Annotated in this window: 15 protein-coding genes; 6 read left to right on the top strand and 9 right to left on the bottom strand. The window is 60.9% G+C overall.

Annotation, left to right across the window (positions count from 1 at the left end; all coding sequences use genetic code 11):
- Positions 1 to 56 precede the first annotated feature (56 nt).
- From AC1DXW_RS10470 to cbiE, 8 genes are all read right to left on the bottom strand, one after another.
- Positions 57 to 500 (bottom strand): DUF2946 domain-containing protein, encoded by a 444-nt coding sequence (locus tag AC1DXW_RS10470; protein WP_477753256.1) that lies wholly within the window; start codon positions 498 to 500, stop codon positions 57 to 59.
- Positions 501 to 521: 21 nt separating this feature from the next.
- The gene (locus AC1DXW_RS10465; RefSeq protein WP_477753255.1) at positions 522 to 1,001 is read right to left on the bottom strand and encodes a copper chaperone PCu(A)C; all 480 of its coding nucleotides are present in this window, start codon (positions 999 to 1,001) and stop codon (positions 522 to 524) included.
- A 47-nt stretch (positions 1,002 to 1,048) separates the two neighbouring features.
- The gene (locus AC1DXW_RS10460; protein ID WP_477753254.1) at positions 1,049 to 1,447 is read right to left on the bottom strand and encodes a DUF2946 domain-containing protein; all 399 of its coding nucleotides are present in this window, start codon (positions 1,445 to 1,447) and stop codon (positions 1,049 to 1,051) included.
- 99 nt (positions 1,448 to 1,546) lie between these two features.
- Positions 1,547 to 1,837 carry an addiction module antidote protein gene (locus tag AC1DXW_RS10455; protein ID WP_007994260.1) on the bottom strand — a complete coding sequence of 97 codons (291 nt, stop codon included), beginning with the start codon at positions 1,835 to 1,837 and terminating at the stop codon, positions 1,547 to 1,549.
- Between the two features lie 3 nt (positions 1,838 to 1,840).
- Positions 1,841 to 2,143, bottom strand: a complete 303-nt coding sequence (locus AC1DXW_RS10450; RefSeq protein ID WP_477753253.1) for a type II toxin-antitoxin system RelE/ParE family toxin — start codon at positions 2,141 to 2,143, stop codon at positions 1,841 to 1,843.
- Positions 2,144 to 2,345: 202 nt separating this feature from the next.
- On the bottom strand, positions 2,346 to 3,062 hold the full coding sequence (locus AC1DXW_RS10445) for a cobalt-precorrin-6A reductase (protein WP_477753252.1): 717 nt from the start codon (positions 3,060 to 3,062) through the stop codon (positions 2,346 to 2,348).
- Positions 3,059 to 4,156 (bottom strand): cobalt-precorrin-5B (C(1))-methyltransferase, encoded by a 1,098-nt coding sequence (locus tag AC1DXW_RS10440; RefSeq protein ID WP_477753251.1) that lies wholly within the window; start codon positions 4,154 to 4,156, stop codon positions 3,059 to 3,061. The genes AC1DXW_RS10445 and AC1DXW_RS10440 overlap by 4 nt, the downstream gene beginning before the upstream one ends.
- The gene (cbiE, locus tag AC1DXW_RS10435; RefSeq protein ID WP_477753250.1) at positions 4,149 to 5,360 is read right to left on the bottom strand and encodes a precorrin-6y C5,15-methyltransferase (decarboxylating) subunit CbiE; all 1,212 of its coding nucleotides are present in this window, start codon (positions 5,358 to 5,360) and stop codon (positions 4,149 to 4,151) included. Before cbiE ends, AC1DXW_RS10440 begins: the two co-directional genes overlap by 8 nt.
- A gap of 168 nt (positions 5,361 to 5,528) precedes the next feature.
- Between cbiE and cobG the strand changes: the two genes are divergently transcribed.
- The 6 genes from cobG to AC1DXW_RS10405 all read left to right on the top strand — a co-directional run bounded on the left by cobG (position 5,529) and on the right by AC1DXW_RS10405 (position 11,634).
- A complete protein-coding gene (cobG, locus tag AC1DXW_RS10430) occupies positions 5,529 to 6,851 on the top strand; it encodes a precorrin-3B synthase (RefSeq protein ID WP_477759991.1) in 1,323 nt (440 codons plus the stop codon).
- On the top strand, positions 6,844 to 7,470 hold the full coding sequence (locus tag AC1DXW_RS10425; protein WP_477753248.1) for a precorrin-8X methylmutase: 627 nt from the start codon (positions 6,844 to 6,846) through the stop codon (positions 7,468 to 7,470). Before cobG ends, AC1DXW_RS10425 begins: the two co-directional genes overlap by 8 nt.
- Positions 7,470 to 8,201 carry a precorrin-2 C(20)-methyltransferase gene (locus AC1DXW_RS10420; protein WP_477753271.1) on the top strand — a complete coding sequence of 244 codons (732 nt, stop codon included), beginning with the start codon at positions 7,470 to 7,472 and terminating at the stop codon, positions 8,199 to 8,201. Before AC1DXW_RS10425 ends, AC1DXW_RS10420 begins: the two co-directional genes overlap by 1 nt.
- Positions 8,201 to 9,904: a precorrin-3B C(17)-methyltransferase gene (cobJ, locus tag AC1DXW_RS10415; RefSeq protein ID WP_477753247.1), complete on the top strand. Its 1,704-nt coding sequence runs from the start codon at positions 8,201 to 8,203 to the stop codon at positions 9,902 to 9,904. The genes AC1DXW_RS10420 and cobJ overlap by 1 nt, the downstream gene beginning before the upstream one ends.
- Positions 9,905 to 10,110: 206 nt before the next feature.
- Positions 10,111 to 10,926 carry a hypothetical protein gene (locus AC1DXW_RS10410; RefSeq protein WP_477759990.1) on the top strand — a complete coding sequence of 272 codons (816 nt, stop codon included), beginning with the start codon at positions 10,111 to 10,113 and terminating at the stop codon, positions 10,924 to 10,926.
- A gap of 57 nt (positions 10,927 to 10,983) precedes the next feature.
- Positions 10,984 to 11,634, top strand: coding sequence for a hypothetical protein (locus AC1DXW_RS10405; RefSeq protein WP_477753245.1), 651 nt, complete (start codon positions 10,984 to 10,986; stop codon positions 11,632 to 11,634).
- Between the two features lie 85 nt (positions 11,635 to 11,719).
- Here AC1DXW_RS10405 and AC1DXW_RS10400 read toward each other — a convergent pair whose 3' ends face one another.
- Entirely contained in the window at positions 11,720 to 12,316 is a 597-nt protein-coding gene (locus tag AC1DXW_RS10400) for a MarC family protein (protein ID WP_111284385.1), read from the bottom strand.
- Between the last annotated feature and the right edge of the window lie 47 nt (positions 12,317 to 12,363).

The raw sequence follows: 12,363 nt of genomic DNA, 5'->3' as shown, positions 1-12,363 counted from the left end.
CCCTGTGGGAGCGAGCTTTGGTTGTCTTGCGGACCGTGTGAGATCGGGGTGGGTGTTTACGCGATGGCGGGCGGGGCGCGGGTGCGGGCGCCGGGAAAGAAGGTTTGCCGGGCATGGCCCAAGCGTGGGGAAGGCGTGGTGAACGTGTTGACGGGTGAGATGACGAAGTTGGCGAAAGACACGCCACCGGTCAGCGCCGGGCAATTGAACAGCAGGCTGCAATAGCCGCACTTTTCCCACAGCACAGGGTGCCCCGGGGTTGGCGGGCAATGCTCGGCGGTGGCTAGCGTGGCATGGTCGGCAGGCTCCATCGCCGACATGTCCATGCTCATACCCACAGGCATGGTCATCGACATGGCGCGCGAATCCATCGGCATCGACTGAGAAATCAGCGGACCGATAAAAATCATCAGCATGGCGAACAGGCTGATCCAGCTGCCGCGTGTCAGGCTCAATGCCTGATCGCGTGACCTGGATGACCTGGCGCTAAGCGGGCGCATGGGCGTTTTCAGTTCAGGCGATTACGGCTTGTGCACGTGCGCTTGCATGGTGTCCGGCGCCTGCTTCTGCACCGCGACTTCGACCGTCACGTCACCGGACTTCTCGAAGTGCAGCGTCATGGGGAAACGCTTGCCGTCAGTGAGCAGGCTGCGGTCCTTGAGACCCAGCAACATCACGTGATAGGCCATCGGTGCGAAAGTGACCTCGCCACCGGCGGGCACTTCCACGCTCGGTACGTGCTGCATTTTCATCATGTCGCCTTGCATCACGTGCTCATGCAATTGCGCTTCGCCCGCAATGGGGGTGTCGACGCTGAGCAGGCGGTCGGCGGTCTTGCCTTCATTGTTGATCACGAAATACGCCGCAACGGTTGGCGCGTTGGGCGGCAACTCCTGGGACCACGGATGCGCGATTTCCAGTTCGCCGACTTTGTATTCGTGGGCATTGGCAAAGCAGGCAGGCAGCAGCAACGCGGCCAGAACGATAAGTTTGTTCAACATGGCAGTTCTCCGGAACGATTTAAACGCAGGTCAATCGCGAGAAAAAATCACACCAGAGGGGACGCACGGGGGTTGAGACTCGGCCATTGCTGGCGCGGTGACGGGCTGTCGAGCGAGGTGGCGGGCAGGCTTCGGTTGGATTCGAAGTGCGCGAAATACAGCTGTGGCGAATGCCCCGGCAACGCCACCAATGGCGCAGAACCCGAGCAGCACCAGCAATGCTGCATGTTGGAATGATCGTCGCTTTGCGGGGCTTTCTGCTCAAGGTCCCCGATGGCAATCGCCACCATCCTGGTGCCGCTGGAGCTGCAGAAACTGCCCCACAACAACTGTTCGGCAGGTGACTTTGCCGTTTGCGCCATCGCTCCGGACATCGGCATGGCGAGCATGTTGAACAGCACTGCGAAGCAGGCTATCCAGGCAATTGCGAGCCGTTGTCGGGACATGGGACAAATCCGTTTGGGTGGGTGATCAGGCGCGGGCTATTTAGCCTGATCAGGGCCGATAAGTAAAAAGGCGGCATGCGGTTTGGTGTCGCAGCGTAATCAGACAGCGATGGCATGCAAGCGCAGACCCAAGGCTTTCATAACTTTCATGATAGTCGCGAATTCCGGATTGCCACTACTGCTCAGCGCTTTGTAAAGACTCTCGCGCCCCAGACCGGCATCACGGGCGATTTGTGTCATGCCCTTTGCTCGGGCGATATCGTTGAGCGCTGCACGTATCAGCACGCCGTCTCCGGCATCTTCTTCAAAGCAGGCATCCAGATAAGCCGCCATTTCCTCCGGAGTTTTGAGAAACTCGACGGCATCAAAACGGGTAAATTGTTCGGCCATGATTTACTCCTCATTACCGATATTGTGTGCCATTTGAATAGCACGTTTGATATCTCGTTTTTGAGTCGACTTGTCACCCCCGATCAACAGCAAGTAAATCACCTCATCTCTGCGAGTGAAGTACATCCTGTAGCCTGGGCCGTAGTGAACGCGCATCTCATAAACCGCAGCACCTACAGATTCACAATCACCAAAATTTCCATACTCGGCTGCCCGGAGTCTGGCGATTATTCGAGCTTTGCCGATGGTGTCCCTCAGCGAGTTGAGCCAGTCAGCAAATACTTGGGATCGCTCAAATTCGATCATGTTGAATCGTATTCCTTGGGATACAGGGTGGCAAGCGGCACTTTCTTTTGGGCGAGACCATTCATCCCTGTGGATGTTGGGTGCGCTTGATTGGTTCAGGGGGGAGGCGAACTATAGGATTGAGGCCGTAGAGTCGATAGCCAGCTTCGTCTGAGAATGCTGCCAGCGGAATCGCAAGGTTTAGCAGGTCTTAGGAATAGTCCTACACTGGTAGGGCACCCAGCATATCTGCCACTGAGCCAAACTCCCGTTCCACACTTGGCAATTCGGGGCGCTTCAAGACAATCACCGGCACACCACGCTCACGCGCCACTTCCAGCTTCGGCTCGGTCGCCGTGCTGCCGCTGTTCTTGCTGATCAGCACGTCGATGTTTCGCCGCTCGAACAACTCACGTTCATCGTCGATCAGGAATGGCCCACGTGCGCCGATCACTTCACAGCGCTCGTTGCCCGGATACACATCCAGTGCGCGCAGGGTCCAGAATTGCTCCGCCGGAATTTCATCCAGGTGCTGCAGGGGCTCGCGACCGAGGGTGAACAGCGGTCGACGGAAGGGTTTCAGGGCTTCGATCAGTTCGGCCCAATCGCTGACTTCCCGCCAGTCATCCCCTGCCTGGGCTTGCCAGGCCGGACGCCGTAGCGCCCAGCAGGGAATGCCGCTCAAGCGCGCGGCGGTCGCGGCGTTCTGGCTGATTTGGGCGGCGTAGGGGTGAGTGGCATCGAGCAGCAGATCGATGCCTTCATCGCCAATGAATTGCGCCAGGCCCTCGGCACCGCCGTAGCCGCCGACGCGAACCTGGCATTGCAGGTCCGTCGGCACCCGACCGATACCGGCCAGGCTATAGATGTGCTGCGGCCCCAGCGTGCGGGCAATGACCATGGCTTCGGTCACGCCGCCTAGCAGGAGAATGCGCTTCATTGAAAGGCTCCCGCATGGCCAACGATCCCGCCCTGGCGATCGATGGCAAAGACTTCCACCTGAACCTGCGCCGGCACCACGCTGCGGGCAAAATCCAGGGCGTGCTGACAGACTGCATTACCCAGGGTGACCCCGGCTGCGGCGGCCATGGCCAGTGCCTGCTGGCTGGTGTTGGCCTCGCGGATGCTCTGCTGCAACGCCGCATCAGCGCCGACCTGTGCCGCCCATAGCGCCAGTTGCGGCAGGTCGATGCTCGAATGGCGACTGTGCAGATCCATGTGCCCGGCCGCCAGTTTGCTGATCTTGCCGAAACCACCGCACAGGCTGAGTTTTTCCACCGGTACTTTGCGCAGGTGCTTAAGCACGGCGCCAACGAAGTCGCCCATTTCGATCAGGGCGATTTCCGGCAGGTTGTAGACCCGGCGCATGGTGTCTTCGCTGGCGTTGCCGGTGCAGGCGGCGATGTGCAGGTAACCGTTGGTTTTCGCCACGTCGATGCCCTGGTGGATCGAGGCGATGTAGGCCGCACAGGAAAACGGCCGGACGATGCCACTGGTGCCGAGGATCGACAGGCCGCCAAGAATGCCCAGGCGCGGGTTCATGGTCTTCAGTGCCAGTGCCTCGCCGTTCTCGACATTGACCGTGACCTCGAAGCCGCCGCTGTAGCCGAGTTCGTCGGCCAGCCGGGCCAGGTGTTCGCTGATCATTTTGCGCGGCACCGGGTTGATCGCCGGTTCGCCGACACCCAGCACCAGCCCGGGTCGGGTCACTGTGCCGACGCCGCGACCGGCCTTGAAGCGTGTCCCGGGTTCGCTACTCAGGCGCACCTGGGAGTAGAGCAGGGCACCGTGGGTCACGTCCGGATCGTCACCGGCGTCTTTGAGTGTTCCCGCTTCGGCGCCGTCCTCGGTGAGGCGGCAGAACTCCAGGCGCATCTGCACCTGTTTGCCCTTGGGCAACACGATTTCCACCGCATCGGCCGATGTGCCATCCAGCAGCAGACGCGCGGCGGCGAGGCTGGTGGCCGTGGCGCAACTGCCGGTGGTCAGGCCGCTGCGCAGTGGTGCGGGTTGTTCGGCGGTTTCGTCACGCATCGAAGGGTTTCGTCACGTCCAGCAAGGTAATCGGCAAGGCCTGTCGCCAGGTGTCAAAGTCGCCCAGCGGTTGTGCTTGCGCGATATGAATGCGGGTCAACTCCCCGCCGTGTTGCTCGCGCCAGGTCATCAGGGTCATTTCACTTTGCAGGGTGACCGCGTTGGCGACCAGCCGGCCCCCGGGTTTGAGTTCGGCCCAGCACGTATCGAGCACGCCTTCGCGGGTGACTCCGCCGCCGATGAAAATCGCATCCGGCCGCTCCAGCCCGGCCAGGGCCAGCGGCGCACTGCCGCGAACCAGTTGCAGGCCGGGAACGCCGAGGGCATCGCGGTTGTGTTCGATCAACGTTTGTCGGCCCGCATCCGCCTCGATGGCCAGTGCGCGGCAACTGGGGTGAGCGCGCATCCATTCGATGCCGATCGAGCCGCTGCCGGCGCCGACGTCCCACAACAGTTCGCCAGGGACTGGGGCCAGGCGCGCGAGGGTGATGGCGCGCACATCGCGTTTGGTCAGTTGGCCGTCGTGCCGGAAGGCCGAGTCCGGCAGGCCGGCCAGTCGCGACAACCGCAGCGTGTTCGGCTCGGCGACGCACTCGATGGCGATCAGATTCAGGTCGGCGATCAGCGGATCGTTCCAGTCGCTGGCGATACCGTCGATACGCCGCTCGGCTTCACCGCCCAGGTGTTCCAGCACGGTGAGACGGCTAGGGCCGAAGCCACGTTCGCGCAACAGGGCCGCGATGGCGGCGGGGCTGCGGCCGTCGTTGCTCAACACCAGCAAGCGCACGCCACTGGACAAGTGGGCGTTGAGTGCGGCGAAAGGCCGGGCCACCACGGACAGTGTGACCACCTCCTGCAAGGGCCAACCCATTCGTGCAGCGGCCAGCGAGCAGGAGGACGGTGCGGGAAGCGTCAGCATCTCGGCTGCGGGGAGTTGCCGGGCGAGGCTGGCGCCGACGCCGAAGAACATCGGGTCGCCACTGGCCAGGACGCAAACAGGGTCGCCACGGTATGACAGCAGCGACTCAAGGCAGAAGGGACTCGGCCATGGCTGGCGCTCGCCGCGTATGCACGGCGGGAGCAAATCCAGATGCCGCTGGCCGCCGAAGATTTTCGCGGCGCGCAACAGCGCATGCCGGGCGTTCTTGCCCAGACCCTTGAAACCGTCTTCGCCGATGCCCACTACCGTCAGCCAGGGTGTCATGCCATTCCTCAATCACGCGTTAAACGTTGTTGGGCGGCATGATAGCGCGGGTTCCTTGAGCTGACTGCCTTCTCTTCCCGACCGGAGTCTTTTCATGCGGCGAAGTAAAGCAGGCATAATACCGCGCACTTTCGCCGTGAATCGCCTCGCCACCTGAACGGGTCCGCCTTGAACCAACGTCCGCTGTCCGCTGCCTTACGCCCCTCGGCTTGCCCGGGGTTACTGCGTATTGTCCCGGCACTGGATGGCGGTATCTGCCGGATCAAGTTGAACGGCGGTTCGATCAGCAGCGTCCAGGCCGAGGCCGTGGCGGCTGCGGCCGAGCGGTACGCCAGCGGGGCGATCGAGGCGACCAACCGGGCCAACCTGCAGATCCGCGGCATTGGTAGCGAGCAAACGGCGTTGATCGACAGCTTGCTGGCCGCCGATCTGGGGCCGCAAAACGCGGCCGGCGACGATGTGCGTAACCTGATGCTCAGCCCCGGCGCCGGGATCGACCTGCGCATGCTGTTCGACACTCGCCCGCTGGCAGCGCAGATCCTCGCCACACTGCAAGGCCACGAAGTGTTCCACGACCTCAGTGCCAAGTTCGCCGTACAGCTCGATGGCGGCGAAGACCTGGCGATGCTCGAACATCCCCATGACCTGTGGCTCTCGGCGTTTGAACAAGATGGCGAGCGACGGCTGGCGTTCGGTCTGACGGGATGCCCGACGGACAGCCCCGCCGGTTCGGTTGCGCTGGCTGACGGGTACTCTCTGGTGGTCGCGGTCCTTGAGTTGTTCCTGGAGCTGGCGCGCCCCGAGCAGACGCGGATGCGTCATTTGCTGGTCGGGTATTCGGTCGAGGACGTTCTACTTCGGTTGGCTGAGCGTGTATCGATGCAAGAGGTTGTCGGTTGGCAGCGGGTTTCGGGTTCCAGTGATGTGCACTTGGGCGCCCATCCCCAGGCCGAGCCGGGTGTTGTCTATGTGGGGGCTGTCCCGCCGCTGGGTCGGCTCGATCCGACGATGCTGCGGGGTGTGGCGCAACTGGCACGCGAGTTCGGTGATTGCAGTCTGCGCTTCACACCCTGGCAAAGCCTGCTGCTGCCTAATGTCCACGCGAAAAACGCCGCCGAGGTCATTCGGCAATTGAAATGTCTGGGCTTGCAGTGCGAAGCCGATCAGCCATTGTCCCGGTTGATCGCCTGCACCGGTTCCAACGGTTGCGCCAAGGGGTTGGCCGAGACCAAGGGTGATGCCCTGAAATTGGCCGAATTGCTGCAGCGTCACGGACAAGCGCCGAACGTACATTTGAGCGGTTGCCCGCGTTCCTGCGCCGCCGCGCATACGGCGCCCGTCACCTTGCTGGCCGTGGCCCCCGGTCACTACGATCTCTATTTACGCGATGCAGCGCAGCCGGGTTTCGGCGCGCTGCACGCACGCAACCTTACTATTGAAGCGGTCGCGGCCTTGCTCGACGCCCGCTCACGGAGCCCCATCGATGCTTGATTACATCCGCGACGGTCAGGAGATCTATCGCAACTCCTTCGCGATCATTCGCACCGAGGCCAACCTCGACCGAATCCCGGCTGATCTGGAGAAACTCGCGGTCCGTGTGATTCACGCCTGCGGCATGGTCGATGCCATCGACGGTTTGCAGTTTTCCGAAGGTGCAGGCAAAGCCGGGCGTGATGCACTGGCGGCCGGCGCGCCGATTTTGTGCGATGCGCGGATGGTCTCCGAAGGCGTGACCCGCGCGCGCCTGCCGGCGAACAATGCGGTGATCTGCACCTTGCGCGATGAGAGCGTTCCAGAGCTTGCCCGTGAATTGGGCAATACCCGCTCAGCCGCTGCGCTGGAGTTGTGGCGTCCGCATCTGGAAGGCAGCGTGGTGGTCATCGGCAACGCACCGACGGCCCTGTTCTATTTGCTGGAAATGCTCGACGCCGGTGCGCCGAAACCGGCGTTGATCCTCGGTTTTCCAGTAGGCTTCGTCGGCGCCGCCGAATCCAAGGCAGCGCTGGCGGCCGACAGCCGTGGCGTGCCTTTTGTCATCATGCAAGGTCGCCTGGGCGGTAGCGCCATGGCCGCCGCCGCCGTCAATGCCCTCGCCACGGAGATCGAATGATGCAGCAACCTGGACGTTTGATCGGCCTCGGCGTCGGCCCCGGTGATCCGGAACTGATTACCGTCAAGGCCCTGCGTTTGCTGCGCGAGTCGCCGGTGGTGGCGTACTTCGTCGCCAAGGGCAAGAAAGGCAACGCTTTCGGCATCATCGAAACGCATCTGCAAGAAGCGCAGAATCTGTTGCCACTGGTGTACCCGGTGACCACCGAAGCCTTGCCGGCGCCGCTGTCCTACGAACAAGTGATCAGCGACTTCTACGATGACGCTGCCGAAGAACTGGCCACGCATCTCGACGCAGGCCGTGATGTCGCGGTGATCTGCGAGGGTGATCCGTTCTTCTACGGCTCCTACATGTACCTGCACGACCGGCTCGCCGAACGTTATCAGGCTGAAGTCGTGCCCGGTGTGTGCTCGATGCTCGGCGGCGCCTCGGTGCTCGGTGCACCGCTGGTGTATCGCAATCAGAGTCTGTCGGTGTTGTCCGGTGTGTTGCCGCACGACGAACTCAAGCGTCGCCTGGCCGATGCCGATGCGGCGGTGATCATGAAACTGGGGCGCAACTTTCCCAAGGTCCGCCAGGTGCTGGAAGAACTCGGCCTGGCCGAGCGTGCGCTGTACGTCGAACGCGCGACCATGGCCAATCAGAAGATCGTGCCGCTGGATCAGGTCGAGCCGATGTCTTCACCGTACTTCTCGTTGATCATCGTTCCCGGCGAAAGGTGGCAAGGCTGATGACTCGTCCAGTTCCGGCGATTGTCATTCTCGGCAATGGCAGCCTCGCTACCGCACGCAGCATTCAGCAGGTGTACCCCGAAGCCCTGATCCATGGCCTGGCCGAACGGGTCGAAGGCGCGGATCGGGTCTATCACGAATTCGGTGCGACCCTGCGCGAGCTCTATCAACAGGGCACGCCGATCATTGCCCTGTGCGCGGCCGGGATCGTGATCCGCACGCTGGCGCCCTTGTTGCTGGAAAAAGGCGCCGAGCCACCGGTATTGGCGGTGGCCGAAGACGGCAGCGCCGTGGTTCCACTGCTGGGTGGTCTCGGCGGGGTGAATGTGATGGCGCGGGAAATTGCCGTCGCACTGGAAGTTTCTGCGGCGATCACCACCAGCGGTGAGTTGCGTTTCGGCACGTGCCTGCTCAACCCGCCCAGCGGCTATGCCCTGGGCGATCTGGAACTGGGCAAGCGTTTTGTCTCCGATTTGCTCGCCGGGGAAGCGGTGCGAATTGAGGGTGAGGCCCCTTGGCTGGCGCGGGCGCAGTTGCCCGAAAATGCGCAGGCCCGATTGGCGGTGCATGTCAGTCATGTCGAGCGGGCACCTGCTGCCAACGAACTGTTGATCTACCCACGCAATGTGGCGGTCGCTGTGGATACTGGCCTGGTGAATGTCGCGGCGGCGGTGCGCGAGGCATTGCATCAGGGAAAAATCGCCGTGCAGTCGCTGGCCTGTCTGTTGGCCGCCGATACGGAAATGGCCAGTCCGGCGTTGCGTGAGGCAGCGCTTGAATTGGGCGTGCCGTTGCGTTTTGCCGGCGCTGAGAAGGCGCTTGGCGAACGTCTGCGTACTGCCATAGGCCAGCCATTTTCCATGCTTGGTAGCGACACCGTTGCCATTGCGGTGGCAGAGCAGCCGCTGGCCCCATTGCAAATCGGCCGCCCGCGTGGACGGCTGGCGGTGATCGGCCTCGGGCCAGGTGCTGCTGAACTGATGGTGCCGGCAGTGAAGGCTGAACTGGCACGCGCCAACGATGTATTGGGCTACGAAACCTATGTACGCATGGCCGGGCCGTTTCGCGCCGACCAGGTGCTGCATTGCACCGACAACCGTGAAGAGATGCAGCGCGCCCGTCACGCTTTCGAACTGGCGGCCCAAGGGCGTTCGGTGGTGGTGGTTTCTTCAGGGGATCCGGGGGTTTTCGCCATGGCCGCGGCGGTGTTGGAAGCGCTGCACGAATCCACCGACGTCCATTGGCACAACGTCGATCTCGAGATTTTGCCGGGGGTTTCCGCCTCGCTGGCGACAGCCGCCCAGGCGGGTGCGCCGCTGGGGCATGACTTCTGCGTGCTGTCGCTGTCGGATAACCTCAAGCCATGGGCAATCATCGAGAAACGCCTGGACCTGGCCGCGCAAGCCGACCTGGCCCTGGCCTTTTACAACCCGATCTCGCGTTCGCGGCCATGGCAGTTGGGCCAGGCCCTGGACATCGTCGCCCGGCACCGGGTGCCACAAACACCTGTCGTGTTGGGGCGGGACATTGGCCGGCCGGGTCAGACACTGCGCGTTACGACCCTCGGCCAATTGACCCCCGACCAGGTCGATATGCGCACGATGGTATTGATCGGCTCATCCTTGACCTGTGTTTTTCCGCGGGTCGGCGGCGGTGATTGGGTTTACACGCCGCGCTGGTACCCAAGCAAGCCAGTCACCTGAGTGAAAGCGGCTTTGCTCAAAGGTCGCTGATGTTCAAGGCAACAACTAACGATAGGGCCTGCGATTGACGAAAGTTGTCGCTGGCCTTTTTATTTTCTAATAGTTCCTGAAATAAGTTCTGAGTGTTTTTACTTTGACCGATTCAACTCTGCGCTTTAGTTTCAGCAGGTCGCATGAGGCGGCTTATTGATTAAATGGAGATTTAAATGGTCGATGTAAAAGATTACTCAGTGGCTCAAGTCGCATTTGATGATGCCATGCAGGATAAGTATTTCGAAGGCATTGCGGCAGAACTGAAAAACGTCGCACCACGGGGGCGGACCAAGCGTTCCACCTCGATCCTGAGCTCAGCATCGAGTGATTCGCCGGCGCAAGGTGTTGGGACTTCGGTAGTAGGGCCCTCGCTGGTGGTATTCGACCAGGCGCTTTCGGAGGAAGACATGCAGGATGCGCTGGACTGCCAGCAGTTTGCTGAGGCGGTGGTCCGGCGCCTGCCCAAGGGAACCAGCAACGAAGAGCGGTACCATAAGTACAACGAGGCATTGATGGCGGTAGGTTGGGTGACGGAAAGCCTCACCTACAAGAAATACGTCAGCAAACAGCTCACCATCACGATGAATGAGGCGGTGTTGCAGGTACTGGAGACCGTCATTTCCAGAGGTACGAGCAGCGTCCTGAACTTGGTGGCGTCGGGTTTCAGCAAGCTTAAAGGCGATAAGGACGCACTGAAGATTGTCGATGCCGGCAGCAAGAAAAACGAGGTCATCAGTTTCAAGGCTGTGCCCTTCATTGCGACGCCAGGCGGTGGCATGTCCATGTTGATGGGCGGCCTTGACTTGGTGGACAAGGAATACAACGGCAACTTTTTATTCGTGACTTACAAGACCCAAGGGTTGCAGATTTTCCAGGGGGCCGGTGTGCGCAAGTTCAATCGACGAGCATTCAAGCGAATGAAAGACAAACTGCATGCCTATATCGATCAATTTGCCGATGGTCTTTTCAAACAGGTGGCAGGTCAATAAGGCGGGCAGGCTTTTATCGATGTAATCGATTAAAGTACTGGCTGTAAGGGGGTAAATATGCCTGCGTCTGTTAATGCTGTCGTAGTGGGTGGTTGCCTGTTGTCCTTTACCCAGAGGGTAAGTTCGCAAGACCAGGAGGATATACAGGACTGCCTGTTGTACGCGGAACTGGCGGCCAATGAGAAATACCCGGGCCAGGTGTCGAGGAAGGTCTGGTTCGACTATTTTCAAGGGCGATTGCTCAAGGCGGGATACACGCTCAAGACCATCGTTCCGGCCGAGCCGATCCTGGTCACGAGTGTCCGACAATTGCTCAGCGCCAGTTATAGCGTGATTGGCCGCTTGGGCGTGGAGAGCTTGGGCCAGCTCCTCGAGGACACCTATCAGGCGTTGCGGCTGGATGAGTTTGCCTGGAACTTCTTTCGCGGCAATGTCGCCAATGGCGGCTCGGGCATCCTCAAGTGCGCGCCTTGCGAGCGGCTCGCCTCGGGTGAAGTGGTCGTCTGCCTGCTTGGCTTGCGCTACATCGCGACCGTGATTGAACGCGACTTTTTCCTGTGGAGCGAGTTCAATCGAGAGCTGGCAATCATTCCCAATGGCGGGGTGTTTGTGTTCAACCGACGGGTGTTTGAAAACTACCGTAAACGGGTCCACGAAAAAATCGAAGCTTATTCGAACAAGGTGTTCGTGCGCAAACTCCAGTCCTGACTGAAAGGCTTTACACACAATAAAAAGGCAAGGCCCTGTGATTGATGCACAGGGCCTTGTTTTCGGGGTTGGACAAGCCGTCGCTTCAAGGCACCAGGTAACCCTTGACTCCGGTGAAGATGATCTGCGCCGCCAGCGCGCACACAAACAATCCCATCAACCGGCTGACTATCTGTAAGCCCTGATCGCCGAGAATGCGTTCGATGCGGCTGGACAGATAAAGCACCACCCCCACGGTGAAGCTGGCAAGGGCAATGCTGACAATGGCGGTGAGTTTGTCGTCCCAGTGCGGCTGGCTCACGCCCATCACGAGTAAGGCACCGATGGTGCCGGGGCCGACCGTCAGCGGAATGGTCAGCGGGACAATGGTCACATCCTGCTGCACGTTGTCGGTCTGTACCGCCGATTTGCCTTGTGCCATCCCTAGTGCCGAGATGAACAGGACACTGCCTGCGCCGATGCGGAATGCGTCCACGGTGATGCCGAAAACACTGAAAATCACTCGGCCGAACAAGTACAGCAGAACACTGGAGACCAGGGTGGCGACCGCTACTTTCCAGGCCAGCCGACGCTGTTCCTTGCGCGAATAACCACGGGTAAGGCTGATGAAGCAGGACAACACGAAGAATGGGCTGTAGAGCACCAGCATCTTCAGGTAAACGCTGAACAACACATGGAGCATGGTGCCGGGCTCACTGGCGAGGGAAGTCGAGGGGGAGTCTATCAGGG

This window comes from Pseudomonas sp. P4_C4, assembly GCF_056402055.1.
This window is presented reverse-complemented; position numbering and strand designations above follow the sequence as displayed.